Annotated in this window: 19 protein-coding genes and 1 pseudogene; 14 read left to right on the plus strand and 6 right to left on the minus strand. The window is 40.3% G+C overall.

The annotated features are described in order from the left end of the window. The first annotated feature begins 79 nt into the window (after positions 1 to 79). From QZ574_RS08110 to QZ574_RS08135, 6 genes are all read left to right on the plus strand, one after another. Positions 80 to 994, plus strand: coding sequence for a hypothetical protein (locus QZ574_RS08110; RefSeq protein WP_297088658.1), 915 nt, complete (start codon positions 80 to 82; stop codon positions 992 to 994). 115 nt (positions 995 to 1,109) lie between these two features. After that, positions 1,110 to 1,970, plus strand: coding sequence for a DUF4382 domain-containing protein (locus tag QZ574_RS08115; protein ID WP_297088660.1), 861 nt, complete (start codon positions 1,110 to 1,112; stop codon positions 1,968 to 1,970). 201 nt (positions 1,971 to 2,171) lie between these two features. Beyond that, on the plus strand, positions 2,172 to 4,304 hold the full coding sequence (locus QZ574_RS08120) for a TonB-dependent receptor (RefSeq protein WP_297088662.1): 2,133 nt from the start codon (positions 2,172 to 2,174) through the stop codon (positions 4,302 to 4,304). A gap of 145 nt (positions 4,305 to 4,449) precedes the next feature. Then, on the plus strand, positions 4,450 to 5,088 hold the full coding sequence (locus QZ574_RS08125) for a hypothetical protein (RefSeq protein WP_297088664.1): 639 nt from the start codon (positions 4,450 to 4,452) through the stop codon (positions 5,086 to 5,088). 232 nt (positions 5,089 to 5,320) lie between these two features. Continuing rightward, positions 5,321 to 6,361 (plus strand): histidine kinase, encoded by a 1,041-nt coding sequence (locus tag QZ574_RS08130; protein WP_297088666.1) that lies wholly within the window; start codon positions 5,321 to 5,323, stop codon positions 6,359 to 6,361. 31 nt (positions 6,362 to 6,392) lie between these two features. After that, on the plus strand, positions 6,393 to 7,160 hold the full coding sequence (locus QZ574_RS08135; RefSeq protein WP_297088668.1) for a LytTR family DNA-binding domain-containing protein: 768 nt from the start codon (positions 6,393 to 6,395) through the stop codon (positions 7,158 to 7,160). Between the two features lie 201 nt (positions 7,161 to 7,361). Here QZ574_RS08135 and katG read toward each other — a convergent pair whose 3' ends face one another. After that, entirely contained in the window at positions 7,362 to 9,566 is a 2,205-nt protein-coding gene (gene katG / locus QZ574_RS08140) for a catalase/peroxidase HPI (RefSeq protein WP_297088670.1), read from the minus strand. 219 nt (positions 9,567 to 9,785) lie between these two features. Continuing rightward, positions 9,786 to 10,214: a hypothetical protein gene (locus QZ574_RS08145; RefSeq protein ID WP_297088672.1), complete on the minus strand. Its 429-nt coding sequence runs from the start codon at positions 10,212 to 10,214 to the stop codon at positions 9,786 to 9,788. A gap of 491 nt (positions 10,215 to 10,705) precedes the next feature. On the opposite strand from QZ574_RS08145, the gene QZ574_RS08150 reads away from it, so the two are divergent. After that, positions 10,706 to 11,644, plus strand: a complete 939-nt coding sequence (locus QZ574_RS08150) for a glycoside hydrolase family 43 protein (protein ID WP_297088674.1) — start codon at positions 10,706 to 10,708, stop codon at positions 11,642 to 11,644. Positions 11,645 to 11,715: 71 nt separating this feature from the next. Here the strand turns inward: QZ574_RS08150 and QZ574_RS08155 are convergent, their stop codons facing one another. Then, positions 11,716 to 13,083, minus strand: a complete 1,368-nt coding sequence (locus QZ574_RS08155; RefSeq protein ID WP_297088676.1) for a DUF4270 domain-containing protein — start codon at positions 13,081 to 13,083, stop codon at positions 11,716 to 11,718. 203 nt (positions 13,084 to 13,286) lie between these two features. Continuing rightward, a complete protein-coding gene (locus tag QZ574_RS08160; RefSeq protein ID WP_297088678.1) occupies positions 13,287 to 14,087 on the minus strand; it encodes a glycogen/starch synthase in 801 nt (266 codons plus the stop codon). 150 nt (positions 14,088 to 14,237) lie between these two features. On the opposite strand from QZ574_RS08160, the gene panC reads away from it, so the two are divergent. Further along, entirely contained in the window at positions 14,238 to 15,074 is an 837-nt protein-coding gene (gene panC / locus QZ574_RS08165; RefSeq protein WP_297088680.1) for a pantoate--beta-alanine ligase, read from the plus strand. A gap of 19 nt (positions 15,075 to 15,093) precedes the next feature. Further along, entirely contained in the window at positions 15,094 to 15,444 is a 351-nt protein-coding gene (panD, locus tag QZ574_RS08170) for an aspartate 1-decarboxylase (protein WP_297088682.1), read from the plus strand. Between the two features lie 71 nt (positions 15,445 to 15,515). Here the strand turns inward: panD (QZ574_RS08170) and QZ574_RS08175 are convergent, their stop codons facing one another. Next, positions 15,516 to 17,855 carry a glycoside hydrolase family 3 N-terminal domain-containing protein gene (locus QZ574_RS08175; RefSeq protein ID WP_297088684.1) on the minus strand — a complete coding sequence of 780 codons (2,340 nt, stop codon included), beginning with the start codon at positions 17,853 to 17,855 and terminating at the stop codon, positions 15,516 to 15,518. A gap of 148 nt (positions 17,856 to 18,003) precedes the next feature. Between QZ574_RS08175 and QZ574_RS19440 the strand changes: the two are divergent. Beyond that, a pseudogene (locus QZ574_RS19440) lies at positions 18,004 to 18,123 on the plus strand (pantoate--beta-alanine ligase); the annotation flags it as partial. A gap of 19 nt (positions 18,124 to 18,142) precedes the next feature. Next, positions 18,143 to 18,493, plus strand: coding sequence for an aspartate 1-decarboxylase (gene panD, locus QZ574_RS08180; RefSeq protein ID WP_297088686.1), 351 nt, complete (start codon positions 18,143 to 18,145; stop codon positions 18,491 to 18,493). A gap of 96 nt (positions 18,494 to 18,589) precedes the next feature. Here the strand turns inward: panD (QZ574_RS08180) and QZ574_RS08185 are convergent, their stop codons facing one another. Further along, positions 18,590 to 19,288, minus strand: coding sequence for a hypothetical protein (locus QZ574_RS08185; protein ID WP_297088688.1), 699 nt, complete (start codon positions 19,286 to 19,288; stop codon positions 18,590 to 18,592). A gap of 229 nt (positions 19,289 to 19,517) precedes the next feature. Here QZ574_RS08185 and rfaE2 point away from each other — a divergent pair, with 229 nt between their 5' ends. The 3 genes from rfaE2 to QZ574_RS08200 all read left to right on the plus strand — a co-directional run bounded on the left by rfaE2 (position 19,518) and on the right by QZ574_RS08200 (position 21,984). Further along, a complete protein-coding gene (rfaE2, locus tag QZ574_RS08190; RefSeq protein ID WP_297088690.1) occupies positions 19,518 to 19,997 on the plus strand; it encodes a D-glycero-beta-D-manno-heptose 1-phosphate adenylyltransferase in 480 nt (159 codons plus the stop codon). Between the two features lie 67 nt (positions 19,998 to 20,064). After that, the gene (radA, locus tag QZ574_RS08195; protein WP_297088692.1) at positions 20,065 to 21,423 is read left to right on the plus strand and encodes a DNA repair protein RadA; all 1,359 of its coding nucleotides are present in this window, start codon (positions 20,065 to 20,067) and stop codon (positions 21,421 to 21,423) included. Between the two features lie 174 nt (positions 21,424 to 21,597). Next, a complete protein-coding gene (locus tag QZ574_RS08200) occupies positions 21,598 to 21,984 on the plus strand; it encodes a DUF4296 domain-containing protein (protein ID WP_297088694.1) in 387 nt (128 codons plus the stop codon). Positions 21,985 to 21,990 lie beyond the last annotated feature (6 nt).

A 21,990-nucleotide genomic window follows, 5' to 3' on the forward strand; every position in this document is an offset into this window, starting at 1 on the left:
ACAGAGCAACCTGTTTTATGGCATAGCAATTGGCTTTTAGGAGCCAAATTGTTTAATCATTAAAATGGAGGAAAAAGTCATGAAATCGAATAGAAAAATACAAAATGCAATAAGTGCATTTTTAGTTGTTGTAATTATTGGTGCAGCATTGGTTGGTATTTCAATTTATACCAAAAAGAATACTGAGATTGATAGTCTACAAAGCAGTAATGTTAATATAAACCAGGAGTTACAAGAGCGCGACTCGATGGTTAACGAACTGCTTGGAGCCTTTGATGAAATTGAGCAAAATCTGAAATACATAAAGGAGAAGCGCCAGGTTTTATCAATAGAATCGCAAACCGAAGGCAATTACGACAAGAAAAAAGCCATTGTTGAAGACATTAGTCTTATGAATGAAATGCTGGAAAAAAGCAGCGAACACATTGCAGAATTAGAGCGTAAGCTTCAGAAATCGGGCATTCAAATCAGTTCGTTGAAAAAGAAAATTGAAACCTTAAACCAAAGTGTTGAAGAACAAAACACCCAGATTATTGCGCTTCAGCAACAAATTGAAAAACGCGACGAAATGCTTGCCCAACTGAATCGACAGGTAGACGATATGCAGGTTGAAATTTCGAAACAAGTTGATACCCTGAAAATAAAGCAACAACTAATTGAGGAAAAAACATACCAACTTAATAAAGGGTTTGTTGCCTATGGAACTTACAAAGAATTAGAAGAAAATGGTGTTCTTACCAAAAACGGAGGTTTTCTGGGACTTGGGAAACATATTTCGCTCAAGAAAAACCTGGATCAGGATTATTTTACCGAATTAAATATTCGCGACACCAAATCAATACCGTTATTCTCAAACAAAGCCACCATTATTTCCGAACACCCCGATAGTTCTTACACATTTATCGAACAAGACGGTGTTATTGCCTACCTAAATATAGATAACCCCGATGAGTTTTGGAAAATATCGAAGTATGCTGTAATTGAAATAAAATAGGTTTGCTGAAAGCAGAAGTGTGTGCGAGAGTGCTTGCACCCTTCTCTTTCTTTTTGCTAATACAAAGAACCCCACTTAAAACAATTCTTTTAAAGAAAAACATAAAAATTCTACAATGAAGAAAATTGGAACCATCATTACTACAATTATACTTGGAGCACTATTAATAATGGCTTGTAGCCAAAACGACTCGACGGAATTTGCCGATGGTAACGGAAAAATAAACGTATACCTTACCGATGCTCCTTTCCCAATCAGTCTGGTGTCTCAAACCATTGTAACAATAAATAAAGTTGAAATCAGGAAACACGAAAACGACTCAACTGAAGCAATATTTATTTCGTTAATGGAAGAAGCTTTTGAAATTGATTTGCTTACCCTATCCAATGGAATTACCGAACAACTTGCTTCGGTTGAGCTGGAAGCGGGAAGCTATGATTTAATTCGAATGCACGTTACCGACGCGAAAGTTATTCTTACCGATGGTTCGGAGTTTGATTTAAAAATACCAAGTGGCACAAGCAGCGGTTTAAAAATTAAAATTCAGCCAGAAATAACCATCGCCAGCGGGCAAACCACTGATGTATTACTTGATTTCGATGTTAGCAAATCATTTGTGGTGAAAGGAAACTGGAAAGACGGAAATATTAAAGGCTTCAATTTTAAACCGGTTGTTCGAGGTGTTTTACTCGACAGGGCCGGAAGAATAAAAGGAAGGGTTACCGATACTACAGCAAATGCGCTTGAAAATGCCGCTATAAAATTATGGGAAGAGATAAACGATGTAGATAACGACTCGATAGTAGCTACAGCATTTACCAACCCGGAGGGACAATATCAGCTTATTGGCATACCCGAAGGAACATATTACATGACTGCTGAACGGGATAGTTTTCAGACAGATACCATATGGAATGTGGATGTATTAAAAGGAGAGTCAAGCCAGATTGACTTTGTATTAACCCCCGAGCCGTAATGATTGCGAAGAGGCGAGTATCATTCTGAAATCAATCAGTTTGGTTATGCTTAGTGGTTTTCAAGTAGAGGCTGTCCGTTAGTTCGGGCAGCCTTTTTATTATCGGCACAATTCATCCGTGTATTTCCACAGTTGGGTAATGTAAATTTCGTGGGCTTGCGTTTTCCCCTGATTTTTGAATCATCAAAACAAAAACAAGTCATGAAAACAATTTTTACAATCTTCTTCATCGTTCTATCCGTAAATTCCTTCTCGCAAGCTACCATTTCGGGGCGAGTACTAACAAAAAATGGAGAGCCAATTCCGGGGGTAAATATTTTTGTTGAGAACACTTACGACGGAGCCAGCTCGGATGCAGACGGGAACTTTAGCTTTACAACAACAGAAACGGGCGAACAAAAACTTATTGCTTCGTTTATTGGCTATAAAACATGGCAAAAGCTCCTTGTTTTGGATGCTGAAATAAACCTGCAAATTGAACTGCACGAGAATATAAACACCATTGATGCAGTAACCATTACTGCGGGGAGTTTTGCTGCCGACGATGAATCGCGTGCCTCGATAATGAAATCGCTGGATGTATACACCACACCAAGTGCCAACGGCGATGTTATGGCTGCCATTAGAACTATGCCAGGAACACAGGCTTCGGCTGACGACGGACGATTGCTCGTACGCGGTGGTGATGCCTACGAAACATCAACCTACATTGACGGACTAATTGCGGCCAAACCGTATTATTCAAAAACACCCGATGTAGCCACTCGCGGACGTTTTGCGCCGTCGTTGTTTAACGGGGTGCAATTTAATACCGGAGGCTATTCGGCTGAATACGGACAAGCACTTTCGTCTGTGCTGGTTTTAAAATCAACCGACTTACCCGATGATGACAATACCGGAATTTCATTAATGAGCATCGGAGCCGAAGCCAACCGAACAGAACGTTGGGAAAACACCTCGCTGATGGTATCCGGAGGATACACCAACCTTTCGTTGTACGATAAAATCTTTAACAGTTCTATTGATTGGGAAAAGCCGGTTGAATCGGTAAATGGTTCTGCTGTATTCCGTCATAAAACACGTTCTTCGGACATGTTAAAAGCCTACATTAACGCCGATTACGGAGAACTGGCCTACCTGGTACCAACAGGCAATTCAGGTAATAAAATGAAAATTAGTAACAAAGGCGGAACTGTTTACTCCAATCTTTCGTACCGCGATTGTTTCTCGGAAAAATCTTGCTATCGAATTGGTGTATCATCAACCTGGCAGGACAACCGGCTTGGCCTGGATAGTGACGATGTTAACACAAAAGAGTTGAATATAGAAACACGTTTTGCTGTTGTGCACGACATTTCGGATGGAGTTAAGCTTACCTGGGGCGCCAACGAAACATTCAATAAATACAACCAGGATTACATCGAAAATAAAAATGTTTTATACAATGGCACTTTTAACGATCACCTCTTGGGTGCTTTTATTGAGCCGGAAATAAAATTTAGCAAAAACTTTGGTATCCGGCCCGGTATTCGTAATGAATATTCTTCGGCAATTCAGCATTGGAACATTGCGCCACGTTTTGCACTGGCCTTAAAAACAGGAAAAAAAGCACAATTGGCCGGAGCCTGGGGGCTTTATTACCAAACACCACAGGCCGATTACCTGAAAATAAATACAAACCTCGATTTTGAGCAGGCCACACACTACATTGCCAGTTACCAGTTTGGCGATAATTCGGAACGACTTTTTAGAGCCGAAGCTTATTACAAAAAATACAAGAAGCTTATTACTTACACCCTTGCAGAAAACGGCTTACCTGAAAACCTGCAAAACAATGGCCACGGATATGCAGGAGGTTTAGACCTGTTTTGGCGCGACCAAAAAAGTATTAAAGGATTTGATTATTGGTTAACTTATTCCTTCATCGACACAAAACGCAAATACCAGTATTACCCAGAGGAGGCAACCCCTTATTTCATTTCTAAGCACAACTTTTCAGCTGTTGGCAAATATTGGGTGAATAAAATAAACACTCAGTTTGGAGCTTCATTTTCCGCTGCCAGTGGACGCCCGTACAACAACCCTAACACCAACGAATTTAATGCCGAACGAACAAAAATGTATTCGGATTTGAGTCTGAACATGAGTCATGTATTTTATCTTGGCAATCAGTATTCAGTATTGTATTGCTCGGTAAACAATGTATTGGGCAACAATAATGTGCTAAGCTATCGGCCTACAAATGTAGCCGACGCACAGGGCAATTACACTTTGGTACCTGTAAAACGCGACATTAAACGTTTTGTCTTTATCGGTTTGTTTCTGAATTTCTAAATGAAACCAACAAGACTTTTTCCCGGGTTACAATTCATCCCTTAAAATCAACAATTCGGTAAACAACAATTTTAATTGCAGCACTTTCAGCCGAAATTTGAACCAGAAAATAAATCACTTAGTCATAACAAATAAAATTAAAATCATGAAAACGTTTATCACAATTCTGCTCGCAGTTCTTTCACTTACAGCTTTTTCTTCGAAATATGAAGAAACCATGAAAACCAACATTACAAAAATGTACCAGGTATCCGGCTCTGCTGAATTGCAGTTGCTTGCCAACAAGTTTGAACGCATAGGCAATGCCGAACCCGACAAATGGCTCCCCCACTATTATGCGGCATACTGTTTTATCCGATCAACTTTTTTTGATGAAATGAATGCTGATGCCAAACATGCACAGCTTGACAAAGCCCAGGAATTAGTTGACAAATTAATGAAAACCAACAGCAACGAATCGGAAGTACATGCTTTGCAAGCATTGCTTTACCAGCTGCGTATTACCGATATGAGTAAAGGCGCAAAATATTCGATGAAAGCATCGGAAGCTATTAACACCGCTGAAAAGTTAAATGCAAACAATCCAAGAGTGTACTACTTGCGTGGCAGCAATACTTTTCATACACCCAGTTTTTTTGGAGGCGGGGCCGAAAAAGCAAAACCCGATCTGGAAAAAGCAGCCAAAATGTTTAAAAATACACAACAAAACGATGGTTTAATGCCTAGCTGGGGAAAGGTTCACAATTCACAATTGCTAAGCCAATGCAACGAAATAGCGAACTAAGTTTTCGCCCCTTTTGAAAGAAGAATTTTGCGCTTCTATTAACAGAAAAGACCCGTACTGATTTTTGGCACGAGTCTTTTCTTCAAACACAAAGTTGATTTCAACATACCATTATTACAAGCTACGCAGGAAAAAGCAACTTTATCATTTATTATTCTGGTTTTTCACTTTCTTCAACACCATCTTAATTTTTACTATCTTGAAATCTCAAAAATCAAACAAAAGAATTTGCATGCGAAAACACGTTATTGTTAACTGGCTGGTTGCCGCCATTGTCTCAATTCTGATAGGTTTAACCACAACGGTATTAATGGGCGGCTCGTTAAAAATGCCTTTTATGCAATATGTATGGAACGCCGGATACTCGCTCAGTTTGGGACTGCCTTTGTTTGCCAACGGCTACCTTTTTGGCTGGTTCGAAAAACGATATATTGATTGGGTAAACCAGCCAGGCACCAGTGTATTACGTGCTTTGTTCATGCATTTTGTGTATTCAAGTTTTGTAATTTGGACCGTTAACTGGTTTTGGTTTATTTACATTATGAACCGCGACTGGTCGTCGTTTTGGCAATACAACCGCGGAACCATTATATCGGAATACATTATTTTTATTATTGTAGCTTCAATTATTTACGCCATATCTTTTTTTAAAGCCTGGCGCAACGAAGTGCAACAGAAAGAAGAAGCAAAACGCGAATCGCTGGCGCTGCAATACAAGGTACTGCAAGACCAGATTAATCCACATTTTTTGTTTAACAGTTTAAATGTACTTGGTAGCCTTATTGATATGGATGTGGAAAAAGCAAAGCAATTTACCCGCGAACTATCAAAGTTTTACCGCGATGTACTTCGGTTTAAAGACCTTGACATTATTGCTTTAAATGAAGAAATTGATTTTGTTACAAAATACATTTACCTGCAACAAATACGTTTTGGCGAAGCTTTACAGGTAGACATAATCGCCAACGAAAAAATACAAGGCAAGGTAATTCCATTGTCGTTACAGGCATTGGTTGAAAATGCCATAAAACACAACGAAATTTCAAAGGCCAATCCACTAAAAATTGTTGTAGCTATTTCCGACGACTACGAGTTATTGGTTGAAAATAATCTTCAGCCCAAAAAACAGCTGGAGGAAACCAGTAAAACCGGACTAAAAAACCTGGCCGGACGCTACCAATACCTAACCGGAAAAGAAATGAGAATATTAAAAAATGGCGGTTATTTTAGGGTTAGCCTTCCGCTGATTAGATTGGAAGAAACGAAAATTTAAGGATAAAACCGGCAATAAGTTTTTAATTAGAATGAGAATATTAATTGTAGAAGACGAACCTTTGGCAGCTGCCCAACTGGCTGCCCACATTTCGGCCTTGCAACCTGAGGCGCAAATACTTGCAGTATGCGATACGGTAAAAGCGTCAGTGGAATGGCTACAAAATAACAAAGCTCCGGATCTGGCCTTTTTTGATATTCAACTGGGCGATGGCTTGAGTTTTGAAATATTTGAACAATGTAATTTTACACATCCCGTAATTTTTACCACCGCCTACAACGACTACGCCATTAAAGCCTTTAAGGTAAACAGTGTTGATTATCTTTTGAAACCTATTGAACGCACCGAGCTAAAAAAAGCGCTGGATAAGTTTAAGCAACTTTCACAACCAACAAAATCAATACTAACTCCTGAATTGCTAAATGAAGTAGTTGCTTCGCTAAAAACAAAAAACTATAAAGAGCGTTTTTTGGTAAAAGTGGGCACGCACCTGCGGGTTATTGAAACTACCGATGTGCTGTATTTTTACAGTTTTGAAAAAGGCACTTACGCCAAACTTAACGATGGTAAAGATTACCTGCTCGACCAAAGCCTGGAATTGGTGGAGGGCATGGTAAACCCGGATACTTTTTTTCGGATAAACCGCAAATACCTGGTAGCATTAAAAAGCATAAACGATGTAGTTGCCTACAGCAACTCGCGTTTAAAACTAAAAGTACATCATCACACCGACGATGATTTTTTAGTAGCGCGCGAAAAGGTTAAAAGCTTTAAAAACTGGTTGGAAGGCAGCTTGTAGTTCCAAGGGATTTGTGCTGAAAAGAACGGCTTACAAACCCGATACTGCTTGTGATTAAAGAAACAGCAGAGAATTCATTCAAGAAATACCGGCCATCTCGAGGCAGCAGTAAAAAAATGAAGCGGATTACAAGTCTACTTGCAACCCGCTTTATATAATTGTAGTAGTTAGGAACGAAAATCAAAAAATTACAGGCAATACTTATAGATCAAAACGATCAAGGTTCATCACCTTATTCCATGCTGCAACAAAATCTTCCACAAACTTCTCTGCTGCATCAGCACTTGCATAAACTTCGGCCAATGCTCTTAACTCCGAATTTGACCCAAATACCAAATCAGCACGTGTAGCTGTCCACCTAATTTTGCCCGATTTACGGTCGCGGCCATCAAAACACTCTTTGCTTTCGGAGTTTGGCATCCAGGCAATTCCCATGTCAAGCAAGTTCACAAAAAAGTCGTTTGTCAACAGCTCCGGACAATCGGTAAAAACCCCATGTTTCGATTCGTCAAAATTAGTATTTAAAACTCGCATTCCTCCAACAAGCACAGTCAGCTCGGGAGCAGTCAGCGTTAGCAGTTGTGCTTTGTCTACCAGCAAATCTTCAGTTGCAATCGGGAATGGTTTTTTCAGGTAATTCCTAAAACCATCGGCAAACGGTTCCAGAACGGCAAACGATTCAGCATCGGTTTGCTCCTGGGTTGCATCCATTCTTCCGGGAGCAAAGGGCACCACAATCGAAAAACCGGCCTCTTTAGCAGCCTTTTCTACACCGGCACATCCTGCCAACACAATCAGATCGGCCAGCGACACTTTTTTATTACCGGGCTGTGCATTGTTAAATTCCTCCTTGATTTCCTCCAGTTTTTTCAACACTTTTTGTAAAAGAGGTGGATTATTCACTTCCCAGTTTTTTTGAGGTTCCAGACGAATACGTGCGCCATTTGCTCCCCCGCGCTTATCCGATCCGCGAAAAGTAGAAGCAGAAGCCCAGGCTACCGAAACTACCTGCGAAACACTTAGTCCAGCTTCCCATACTCTTGCTTTCAGGGTTACCACATCATTCTCATCAATTAAAGCATGGTCTACTACCGGAATAGGATCTTGCCATATCAGGTCTTCTTCGGGCACTTCGGGCCCCAGGTATAAAGCTTTAGGCCCCATGTCGCGATGGGTTAGTTTAAACCAGGCTCGTGCAAAGGCATCAGCAAATTCTAGCGGATGTTCATAAAACCGACGTGATATTTTCTCATAAGCCGGATCAAAACGCAAGGCCAAATCGGTTGTAAGCATAGTTGGTTTGTGTTTTTTCGAAGGATCGTGAGCATCAGGCATTTCCTCACCTGCGTTTTTTGCTACCCATTGATAGGCTCCAGCGGGGCTTTTGGTTAATTCCCACTCATAGTCAAGCAGGTTTTTAAAGAAATAGTAACTCCATTTAGCTGGAGTTTGAGTCCAGGTTACCTCAATACCGCTTGTTATGGTGTCGCCTGCCTTACCCGAACCAAAAGAACTTTTCCATCCCAGCCCCTGTTCTTCCATTGGTGCTGCTTCGGGCTCCGGCCCCACATGTTCGGCCGGCCCTGCACCATGGCATTTTCCAAAAGTATGCCCACCAGCTATTAACGCCACGGTTTCCTCATCATTCATGGCCATGCGGGCAAATGTTTCGCGAATATCCTTGGCTGCAGCCAACGGGTCAGGGTTCCCGTCCGGGCCTTCCGGATTTACATAAATTAAACCCATTTGAATTGCGGCCAGCGGGTTATCCATTTTCTCCAAATCCAAATCTCTTTCATCGTTTTGCAGCCATTCTTTTTCCGAACCCCAATACACATCTTCCTCGGGCTCCCAAACGTCTTCGCGCCCACCGGCAAAACCAAAGGTTTTAAAACCCATTGATTCCAGTGCCACATTTCCGGCAAGAATCATCAAATCGGCCCACGATATTTTTTTACCATATTTTTGTTTAATCGGCCAAAGCAGCCGTCGGGCTTTGTCTAAGTTTGCATTATCGGGCCAGCTATTAAGGGGAGCAAAACGCTGTTGCCCGGTACCTCCGCCACCCCGGCCATCGCCGGTTCGGTAGGTTCCTGCGCTATGCCAGGCCATTCGGATAAACAGTGGTCCGTAGTGACCAAAATCAGCTGGCCACCACTCCTGCGAGTCTGTCATTAAAGAATGCAGATCTTTTTTTAAGGCAGCATAATCAAGACTTTTAAACGCTTCAGCGTAATTAAAATTTGTACCCATCGGGTTCGATAAAGAAGAATGCTGCCGAAGAATATTAAGTTTCAATTGGTTGGGCCACCAATCACGATTTTTGGTACCAACGCCTCCCACGGTGTGCTTTCCGCTTGCACCTGTTACGGGGCATTTGCTCATGTTTTCTGATGTATTTTCCATATCCAAAGTACTTTTTGTTAACCTTATAAGATAATAAAAATAAGGCAATTAAACACCTTACTTCGGCTATTTTATAAGGATGAACTCTTTATAAAAAAAGTACTATAGTTGTCGGCAACAACTGAGCATGCCTTTAAACAAAGCGGGAAAGAGTATTATTTTCCGGATTGTACAAAAAAGACAAGGGGAAATGGAAGGAATAACTACAAGCTGGTTAAATCAGTTCTCCGGTGGTTCAATAATTTTTGGAGGATTAAGCCTGCTCCTTTTTTCAATAGTTAACAAGCCATACGAAGCCCGAAGTCCATAAATAGCCTGCACCTTTAGGCCGGTTTCAAATTTATAATAGCCAATAGTTGCGACAGCTATGGCTTTTAACTGTTCTTCAGTTGCAGGAGTGTTGTCAACCAGAGCAACGGGAAGTATAAGATGTGTACCCGAAAGCCCTTCAGAAACATGGTACAAATAGCTTAAATTCAGAGCTAAATCAAAAGCCGTTTCCACCTTTCGAATCTGATAATCAACGAGTGCTATTTTAGTTGTTTTAACAGGTAAGGAAAAATCGCGGATAACACGTGCTTGTTCTTGTGCCACCGCTTTAATTGATAAAAAGCAACACAGTAAAATCAACAGTTTTTTTTGCATCATTTTATATTTAGTGTCAGTTTATGTGTGGTACTGCAAAATAAAACTATAAAAAAAACAGACTCGCTCAACCATGTGGCTTCCCGGTTAATAAACAGATAGAGAAAAAGGTTGCTTATGCAACCTTTTCTAGTTTGAGTAAATTGTTTATGTAAGGAAAAACGGACAATCTGCTTGTTTTTGCACCACACCTTAGAAAACTTATTGTGCGACAACCTTTTAAAACTCCGGCAGACCAACAACATTAATAAGGGTAATTATTATTCAGATACAAGTTATGGAAATAGAAAACAATTAAAAAGAGACTAAATAGTATTTAATTAAAATTTAACAATTTTAATCTTTCCACTGCTATTTCAATGAAACGTATATAAGCCACTGGGGTTAACTAAAGGCAAAAACAAATAGAAAGCAAATAATAGCAGCCTTTACTAAAACCAGCCCATCGGTAAAGGAAAAACCTTTGCTTTGTTTATTTTTACGATAAAAAACATATGAAACAGTTATTTTACTTTATCCTATTGCTCATACTTGCCACCGGCTGCCAACCCAAAGAAAATAGTACGAAAGTATATCTGTTTTCGTATTTTAAAGATAACGGACAAGACGGGCTACACCTGGCCTACAGTTACGATGGCTACCGCTTTGTTGCACTAAACAACGATTCGTCAATTCTGACCCCCCAGGTAGCCGATGATCGTTTAATGCGCGATCCTTGCATAATTAAAGGCCCTGACAATAAATTTCATATGGTTTGGACGGTTAGTTGGAATGACCGGGGAATTGGATATGCCTGGTCCGAAGATTTGATTCACTGGTCTGATCAAAAATTTATTCCCGTAATGCAGCATGAGCCTACGGCACGCAACTGCTGGGCTCCGGAACTATTTTATGATGAAGTAGAGCAACAATATATGATTTACTGGGCCACAACTATTCCCAATCGTTTTAAGTCTGGCGAAACACAGGGCGACAGCAATTATAATCACCGGATGTATTTTACCACCACAAAAGACTTTACCGATTTTAGTCCAACTCAACTTTTATACAACGAAGATTTTAATGTAATTGATGCGGTGATAAAAAAGATTAATAACGAATACCTAATGTTTTTAAAAGATGAAACCCGTAATCCGGCAAGAAAGCACATACGTATCGCAAAAAGTACTTCGTTATATGGTGGGTATAAACTTGCTTCGCCACCAATTTCTCCGGACTGGGTTGAAGGGCCAACCGTAACAAAAGTAAATAATTGGTGGGTTGTTTATTACGATGAATATACGCGCCACCATATGGGAGCTATTCGATCGGCCGATTTAATTAATTGGGAGACAATAAACGACAGCATTAGTTTTCCTGAAGGAACCCGGCATGGAACAATATTCAAAGCAGAGGAGCGCACACTGAACGATTTAATCGAAGCATTTGATTAAAAGAACAGCATCTACGCTCGAGCTTAGAGCGAGCCCTAAAATCACCAAAAATTAACTATTGAAATTTACTTTTAGTCCAGAAATTTACTGTAAGTGATTCGCATTTCCACACCATCATTTTTTGCACTTTTCATCACTACCCTGTTGGCAATATCAACACGGCGTCCGGTGGTTAGGAAAAAGCCCTGATTACCTACAAAATCGTCATCTTCCGGGTCGGTTACATCAATTATACGTTGTACGTGCTGCGTAATATTAAAGCTGTAGGAATAATCGCTGGTATCAAGATATCCGCCATAAAAAACAGGATTAAAGAAGTAATCTATCGGGCGGTACTCTTCTTCGTCTGGTGCCACAAAAGTAAACATCAATTGCGATGGTGGCGGATAATTGTGAATATCGCTTTTAACGGTATCAACATGAAATACTATTTCAGCTTTATTGATTCCCATATTTGTAGAGTCTTTCCAGTTTTCAAGTCCCGATATGGTTATTCTTGATTTTAAGCCACCCGTTGGCTGCACATAAACCACATCGTCTTCCACATCTTCCTGGTCCAGATGATCAAAAAATGGTGTGCCCGTATAATCGTGTTCTATTCCACTAATACGTGCACTGTAATCGGTAATTAAAAAAGCTCGCGAGAGGGTATCGGGCGATTCACCTTCTTCCAAATCCATGTTTTCATCGTTGTTGTAATACACCAGCAAAGCCGACCCCTGAAAAGTACTGGTTGCCATCGTATGCAAAGTTATTAATGCCCCTTTACCGCTTACATCTTCGCTCTCAATAAAAAGTCCTTTAAAATATTGCAAAAATACATCGTTATTAATTAAATCAAGCGAATCGGCATAAACCAGCTTTTCTCCAAGCGAATTATCGAGTGGAATGGTTAGCATTTGGAAATTGGTATCCTGAGTGGCAGAATCGAGTTCAACTTTTGGTGTAAAATCAAACTCTGCCAAGGGCACATCTGAAGCCATTGATTTTAAATCAATATCCTGCGTATATTCCGCATCCGGATCGAGATACGTTTCCAGTTCATAAACCTTAATATGCTGCTGGGTTAATGTATCTCCATATACATTTCGATAAAAAATATATAATCGTACCGAATCAACTACCGGATTAGTACCAAAATCAGGGTAAGAAGTTAAACGAAACTGAGCGGCATAATCAACGGTCGTTTTCCCAAAAACGGGATCGTTAAATGTTCCCAGCAAGTTGTAATCCGATTTGTTTGAAACAATACCATTCTCGGTAAAGGTAAATGACGAGATTTTATCGGAAACCGAAATGTTCCGGACATTAATTAGATCTTCTTTGGGCAAAATACCCAAACCTAAATCGTTTTCGTCGCTGTTGCAGGCTACCAAAGCACTAACAAGAATTAATAAACCACTAAAGGCTTTTAATAATTGCGTTCTACTATATTTCATGTTAACTTTTCCAATTTAATAAAAGGAAGCTTCACACACTGTAGCCAATGCAGTTTCGCAAACTAAAACAGTTATGGTTGCTTCGTCAATTTTCTGAATTCTGAAAAACTTCACAAACATAGAAAATTACGGCGTAAGCTTTTCTGAAATTCCGGCAAAATTGAACTTTTTAAATATAATTTTGATTCTTTAACACCGTAATCTTACACTTTATCGTAAAACTCGTTGTATGCGTCAATGTATGTTTCTTTTGGCTGATAATCAAGAAACAGCTTACCGTTCTCCTGGATGTAGTTTTTTACATCGGGATTAATGTTTTCCGATCCCTGAATAACCGCATCAGAATAACCGATGGCCATCTTGCTAACGTTTGCAAATGTAGGATCTTCAATACCTTTTACATCATCGGCAGTAATGCCTTCGAGTAGTAATTTTTCGTTAAACTTACTATCCAGGGTCTTTTTAAAATCGTCGTTATAAACCGAATACACCAACTTCGAATTCTGGAATAACGGATCGTTATAATAATACTTTTTAATGTAAAGTGGCACCAACGAGGTAAGCCATCCGTGACAGTGAATAATATCCGGTGCCCAACGCAACTTAATTACGGTTTCGAGAACACCACGCGCAAAAAACACCGCACGTTCATCATTATCCTCAAACTCGTTTCCATCGGCATCGTGCAATACCGCTTTTCGCTGAAAATAATCTTCGTTGTCAATAAAATACACCTGCATACGTGCAGCTTGTATCGATGCAACTTTTATGATAAGCGGATGGTCGGTATCGTTAATCACAAGGTTCATACCCGATAAACGGATCACCTCGTGCAACTGATTTCTTCGCTCGTTAACACAGCCATAGCGTGGCATAAATGTTCTTATCTCTCTCCCCTTTTCCTGCACGCCCTGTGGCAGGTAACGTGCAATTTCCGACATCTCGCTTTCAGGCAGGTAAGGAGTAATTTCTTGTGAAATATAAAGGATTCTTTTCTTTTCCATGAACCAATAAGTGCAGTTAAAAACAGGGTGCAAAAGTAATAAAAATAAACGAATTGTCAAGTTAAGTTGGTTAGCTTCAGCCAGTATCATCACTTTTTTTGATGTTTTAACAATTAAAATTACTTACTTTGCAGCCGCAAAAATTCAGGGATGAAACTGCTTACTACAGTAAACGACTTACAATTTGAGATACAACAACTTGGAGCTGAAAGCCAGGTTGGTTTTGTACCTACCATGGGGGCACTCCATGCGGGGCATATTTCGCTGGTTAAACAGGCGGTAAAAGAAAATCGTATTGTAGTGGTAAGTATTTTTGTAAACCCCACCCAGTTTAACGATGCGAAAGACCTTGAACGTTACCCACGTACGCTCGAAAACGATATGCACCTGCTGGAACCAACAGGTTGTGCCATTGTGTTTGCTCCTAATGCCAAAGAAGTTTACCCCGAACCGGATAAACGTAAATTTAACTTTGGAAAATTGGAAGAGGTGATGGAAGGCAAACATCGCCCGGGGCACTTTAATGGTGTGGCCCAGGTGGTTAGCCGTCTTTTCGACATGGTAAAACCTGCAAAAGCCTACTTCGGATTAAAGGATTTTCAGCAACTGGCCATTGTTAAAAATATGGTAAAACAACTGCAACTTCCGGTGGAAATTGTACCTTGCGCCATTATTCGCGAAAAAAGTGGTTTGGCCATGAGCTCGCGAAATGAATTATTGACAGAAGAACAGCGGAAAAATGCAGCCGTAATTTCAGAGACTTTATTTAAAGCCAAAGAACTTAAAGCGCAAAATTCCGTACAAGAAATCGTGGATTGGGTGACAGAAACGATAAACAAGAACCCCTTCCTTGATGTTGAATATTTTGAGATTGTTGACGACGAACAGCTGCAACCGGTGAAGAACTGGGAGAAAGATTCGACAAAAGTTGGATGTGTTGCAGTTTTTTGCGGCGAAATCCGACTAATTGACAATATAGTTTTTTAAGACCGAAATAAGCATAGTTATGCAAATTGAAGTTTGTAAATCGAAAATACACAAGGTTACCGTTACCGAGGCAAACCTGCAATATGTGGGAAGTATCACCATCGACGAGGATTTGATGGATGCGGCAAACCTTATTGAGAACGAAAAAGTTCAGGTTGTTAATATTAACAACGGAGAGCGCCTGGAGACGTATGTAATTAGGGGCGAACGCGGAACGGGAACAATCTGTTTGAACGGACCGGCTGCACGTAAAGTTGCTGTTGGCGACGTGGTAATTATCATTTCGTATGCATTGATGGATTTTGAAGAGGCTAAAACTTTTAAGCCCAGTCTTATTTTCCCCGATATTGAAACAAACAGTATTGTTTAAACTGATAAATGTTTTTTAAAAAGATAATACCTCGTGGCTGAAAAACCACGAGGTGTTTTATTTATAGCCGCTTAATTAACTGCTATTTTTGTCTGCAAACGAATATCGTCAGATGAAGCGCCAATCATTAGTTGAAAACTACCTGGTTCAAGAACACGGTCCAGCTCTTTATTTACAATTGATAAATCATCAGGTGTTAGTGTAAACCGGATTGTAGTTTCTTCCTGTTTTTTCAAATAAAACCGTTTAAAATGTTTTAACTGTTTCAGGGGTTGCACCATCGAAGCAAATTCGTCTCTGATATACAATTGTACTACTTCTTCACCATCGTAATTTCCGGTGTTTTTTACTACAAACGCAATCTCAAACTCATTGTTAGCCTGTTTTTTTACTTGTAAGTTTTGATATGCGAAAGTTGTAAAACTAAGTCCGTAGCCAAAAGTGTAAAGTGGTGTTGCGGCAATCTCAACATAAGCGTGTGCATTCGGATTTTTTTTGTTGTAGTATACAGGAACCTGCCCAACGTTTCGGGGAACAGAAATCGGCAACCGTCCTGCCGGATTATAATCTCCAAATAAAATATCTGCTATCGCATTTCCCCCTTCTTGCCCCGGGTACCAGGCGTTTAATAATGCATCTGCATTTTGTGCAGCCCAATTCATGTTAAGTGGTCGGCCTTCAATATAAACAACAATTAATGGTTTGCCGGTTGCTTTTATTGCTTTTAACAAATTCATTTGGAAACCAAGTAATTCAAGAGTTGCCCGGTCAAAACCTTCACCACATTCCATGTCGCTTATTGTGTTGGAAGAGGCAATTGCTGCTCCGGTATTCTGATAACTGGTTTTAAAGTCGCGGGCACTCGATCCACCTACAGCAACAAGCACTGCATCTGCACTTTGGGCCGCTTCAACGGCTTCCGAAATATTTTGCCGGCTGGTATCTCTAATGGAACAGCCTTTAACGTAACTTACATTCTCCTTCCCAATTTTTGAAATAACACCCTCTAAAATGGTAATTACATTACTGTCTTCCTGAGGTGCAGTATAGTCGCCAAGCATATTGTAGCGGTTGTGTGCATTGGGGCCAATAACAGCAATTTTGCCTATCGTTTTCTTTAACGGAAGAGTGTTGTTGTCATTTTTCAGCAGTACAACCGATTGTTGTGCAGCCTTTCGTGCAACAGCTATATTAGCTTGTGTTCGTACATTCAGTTTTGCTTTTTCAGCATCGACATATGGATTTTCAAACAGCCCCATTTCAAACTTTAAACGAAGTACCCGGTATGCAGCTGAATCAATCAGTTCTTCTTTAATTCGTGAGTCTTTAACAGCCTCAATAAGTTTTATGTAGGCGTCACCACCCAAATCAACATCAACACCTGCAGTTAGAGCTTGAATGGCCGCATCCTGAATAGTTGGAGCGACAAAATGACTGCCATGAATTCCTTCAATACTGTATAGATCGGATACTGCAAATCCTGAAAAATGCCAATCTTTTTGTAAAATGTCGCGATACAAATAAGAATTTGCTGTACATGGAATACCATCAATCGAATTATACGAGGTCATTACCGACAAAGCACCCGCTTCAATTGCAGCTTTAAAAGGAGGCAGAAAACTCTGATGTATCTCGTGAATTCCTACCGACGAAGCATTTCCATTTTGACCGCTAATGGGAACTCCATAGGCAATAAAATGTTTTAATGTTGAAATGGTACTGCTTTCATTTGAGAGGTCTCCTGCACCTTCGCCTTTAACAATCGCAGCTCCAAGTTTTGCTGCTAATACCGGGTCTTCTCCGTATGTTTCTTCAACTCTCGACCAACGTGCATCGCGTGCCAAATCAAGTACGGGACCGTAGGCAATGTGTGCTCCCTGTAAGCGAATTTCACTGGCCATTACTGCTCCAACTTCGGTTAAAAGTTCTTCCGACCAGCTTGATGCCAATCCTATACCGGTAGGAAAAACAGTTGTTCCAATTGCCATGTGTCCATGTGGACTTTCTTCAGCCAAAAAAAGTGGAATCCCCAAACGGGTGTTTTCTAAAATATACTGCTGAAAGGCATTTCCCGCTTTTGCAGCCAACTCCGGATTTAAACCGTTCTCCAGTGTTTTCTGTGTCCACGGATCAGCGCGGTAAGCCGCCCAAAGCATGCCGATGTGTTGCTCTTTTAAAATCGTTTTAAATTTCTCAGAACAACTAACATCATCGCCGTTTCGTTCGTACATTTCCCAACCAAGGGAACAGAGCAATTGGCCTACTTTTTCTTCCAGTGTCATCCGTGAAAGCAAATCCTGAGTCCGTTCATCGGCACTTAGAGTGGAATTTTTATAGGGTTGAGCCTGAGCAGTTGAAGCCAAAGTAAGTAGAATAAAAAGTATAAAGTATAATGTATGACATTTTTTCATAAAACCTGAATTTTATAATTTTCGTTAAAGATGGGAAGATATTCTTAAATAATTTAAAAAGTGGTTTTGTTTGTAGTAATTCTACATGTTTTGTTAAAACACCAAATTTAATTTTGAGCACCTATGAGTAAAAAGTCTAAAATATTTTGAGCCTGTTGACGACGAACAGCTGCAACCGGTGAAAAACTGGGACGAAAAATCGACAAAAGTTGGGTGTGTTGCTGCTTTTTGCGGAAAGATCAGGTTAATTGACAATATAGTTTTTTAAGACCGAAATAAGCATAGTTATGCAAATTGAAGTATGTAAATCGAAAATACACAAGGATACCGTTACTGAAGCAAACCTGCAATATGTTGGAAGTATCACCATCGACGAGGATTTGATGGATGTGGCAAACCTTATTGAGAACGAAAAAGTACAGGTTGTTAATATTAACAACGGAGAGCGTTTAGAGACTTATGTTATCAGAGGCGAGCGCGAATCGGGTACCATTTGTTTGAATGGTTCGGCTGCACGTAAAGTGGCTGTTGGCGATGTGGTAATTATCATTTCGTACGCCTTAATGGATTTCGAGGAAGCCAAAACATTTAAGCCAAGTTTGATCTTCCCCGATATTGAAACCAATACTGTAGTATAAAATACGTTACATATAAATATGAACCTCGTGGTTTTTACTGCGAGGTTTTTTTATTTGGTGGTATCTCTGTCAATAAATGAGCCTATTATATAAAACCTATCTATTCTTTCCTAATGGAACACCCAGACGAATACCGAGTTGCAAAAACTCCGTACTACCCGAATAATCCTCAAAAACTCCGGTTTCAGCGATGGGCAAATCATTTAAACTTCTTCCTAAATCAACCTTCTCCCACCCTACGTAAAACGACACGGAAAGGTCTTCGGCAATAACTTTAAACCCTAGATGAAAGCCCGGATACCAATTAAAAGATGACTTTGAGCTTCCAAGGTAATTTTCTTCCTCGGTCTCTTCGTTTCCAAAAGTGGCGTTACTTTTTGAGCTTTCAAATCCCAGATTCACGTCGGCAAAAAAGTAAATAATATCAGATAATTCCTGGTAAAACCGCGGACACAGGCTAAGTGTATAATAACTGGCTTCGGTAAACAGTATATAATCATCGCCATAAGGAACGATTTCACCACCAATGGGCTTTTCTTTTTCATGAGAATTCATACCCACTTGTCCCTTCAACTCCAATGCAAACTTTCTCGACACGAAATATTCATATCCCGCCCCGAAGTAAAATCCAAAATCATCATTATCCAATACAAATGCATTCGTACCTAAATCAAAATTTATATTGGTCGGGAATTTTTCGTCTTGCGCATTACATTTTTTGCTTACTAAGCATAGACTACAAAGGGAACCCAGGAATAAAATTATGCCAATGTGTTTCACGAATAGTTTTAACATTTCTGATAAAGTTTAATTTTTACTGCTCGGGGTAAAGCTTTCTATTAAAAAAATGCGTGAAGCAGTCGAAAGGGGTTACCCGAATAAGGTCCGCAAATTAAAAAAATTATCCCCCTTTAAAGAATTTGAACATAAAATAATATAAGACAAGCTGGTCTTTAAGTCAAGGTTTTATCTCAATTAAAATATTAAAAGGAATTAATCACTATTTTTGACAGATATGAATCTAATGTCTAAATCAAAAATATTTCGTGATTTTGAATCGTTTTATCCCCTGCTATCCATTTGGAAAGGAAGCAACAATACCATCGTTTTTACCAACGGATGTTTCGATCTTATTCATAACGGGCACGTTGATTCGCTGCATAAATCGGCAGCATTTGGCACCAAATTGATTGTTGGATTAAACTCCGATGTTTCGGTAAAACTATTAAAAGGCGATAAGCGCCCCATTTTAAACGAACAGGCACGCGCCGAAGTGTTGGCTGCCTTTGAATGTGTTGATGCGGTAATTCTTTTTGATGAAGAAACGCCGGCCGAGATTATTGCAAAAATTATCCCCGATGTTTTGGTAAAAGGCGCGCAATACGAAATTCATGAAATTGCAGGCCACGATACCGTACTGAACAACGGAGGAAAGGTGGAAATACTGGAATTGATAGAAGGAATTTCAACCAGCGAAATAATAGACAGAATTAAAAACCTTTGAGAAACTTTGCGAAACCTTAGTGTTCTTTGTGGTTAACTCTTTTCTTACAAACAAAGTAGTTTACAAAATGGCAAAAACAAAAACCATATACACCTGTCAGAATTGCGGCGCACAATCGCCAAAATGGTTAGGGAAATGCTCTACCTGCAACGAGTGGAACACCTACGTTGAGGAGATTGTAGAAAAGAAACAATCTACCGGTAAACTTTCGGTGCAGATTTCAGGAAACCAACCCATCACACTCGAGAATATTGAAATGGCCCGGACCGAACGCATTTCGGTCGGTATTGAAGAATTTAACCGTGTTTTGGGAGGCGGAATCGTTCCCGGCTCGCTGATACTTTTAGGTGGCGATCCCGGAATTGGAAAATCAACGCTGGCGCTGCAGCTGGCACTGGGGTTAAACGGTAAAAAAATATTATACATCTCAGGCGAGGAGAGCCTGCAACAAATAAAATTGCGCGCCGAACGTTTGAGCAACTCCCAAAGCAACTGCCTGTTTTTAAGCGAAACTTCGCTGGAACATATTATCGCACAAAGCGAGCAGGCAAAACCGGAGTTGCTGATTATCGACTCCATTCAAACCATTTCAACCGAACTGATTGAGTCGTCGCCCGGCTCGGTTGGGCAGGTTCGCGAGTGTACTTCGGCAATTCTAAAGTTTGCCAAAAAAAATCATGTTGCCGTGGTGCTGATTGGGCACATTACCAAGGAAGGTAGTCTTGCCGGACCAAAAGTGCTGGAACACATGGTCGACACGGTTTTGCAGTTTGAAGGCGATACCAATTATATGTACCGCATTTTGCGCTCGAACAAAAACCGCTTTGGCTCCACCAACGAACTCGGCATTTTTGAAATGCGCAGCGACGGGTTGCGCGAAATCACCAATCCTTCAGAGCAATTAATTTCAAAAGTAAGCGACGATGTTAGCGGAACAGCCATTGCAGCAACCGTTGAAGGTGTGCGCCCTTTCCTGATCGAAATTCAGGCACTGGTAAGTTCGGCGGCTTACGGCACGCCACAGCGCTCATCAACCGGTTTTGATTTACGACGCCTGAACATGTTGTTGGCAGTTCTGGAGAAACGGGCAGGTTTTAAACTCATTGCCAAAGACGTGTTCCTAAATATTGCCGGCGGGCTAAAAATTAACGATCCTGCTACCGATCTGGCAGTAATTTGTTCCATTCTTTCGTCGAATATCGACATTGCCATTAACCACAAAATATGTTTTGCCGGTGAGGTTGGATTAACCGGAGAAATTCGTGCCGTAAGCCGCATAGAGCAGCGCATTGCCGAAGCCGCAAAACTGGGTTTTACGCGTATTTATGTACCATCGCTCAACAAAGGTTTCGATGCATCTAAGTTTAAAATCGACATTGTAAAGGTTAGCCGGGTAGAAGAAGTATTCAAAACGATTTTTGCGTAAAATAATTTCTCGCAGATTACGCAGATGAACGCAGAAAAACTGAACACAAGCTTATAAAATCAGCGTTATTTGCGAAATCAGCGAGAAACATTCGGTAAAACAGTAGAAATAAGCTTTTTTAACGACCATTTTTTTGAAAAACGATTTAACTATTTATAATTTGGCAGCCACAAAATGAAAAAGGCTTTTCTCATATTATTCGCACTGGTTTTCGCATTTATTGCTTGCGAAGAAGAAGTAATAACCAAACCCGAACACCTGCTAAAAGAAAAAAGGATGATTGAAATGCTGGTGGATGTTCATCTGGCAGAAGCTACCTACACCCAGTTCAGGTACGATTCCATCATGCTCAATAACAGCTCCGAAAATTTCTACTATTCGGTACTCGATAAACATGCCGTGACCGATTCTGTTTTCGAACAATCGCTGGTTTATTACGCCAGTAAACCAAAAGACTTTGAAAAAATGTACCGCAAGGTAATGAGTCGTTTAAGCGAGATTGAACAAGAACGATCGGGACGTAAAGAGGAGCTTCTGAAATTTGAAGAAGAAAAACAATAAGCAACA

The organism is uncultured Draconibacterium sp. (assembly GCF_913063105.1).
Taxonomy (GTDB): domain Bacteria; phylum Bacteroidota; class Bacteroidia; order Bacteroidales; family Prolixibacteraceae; genus Draconibacterium.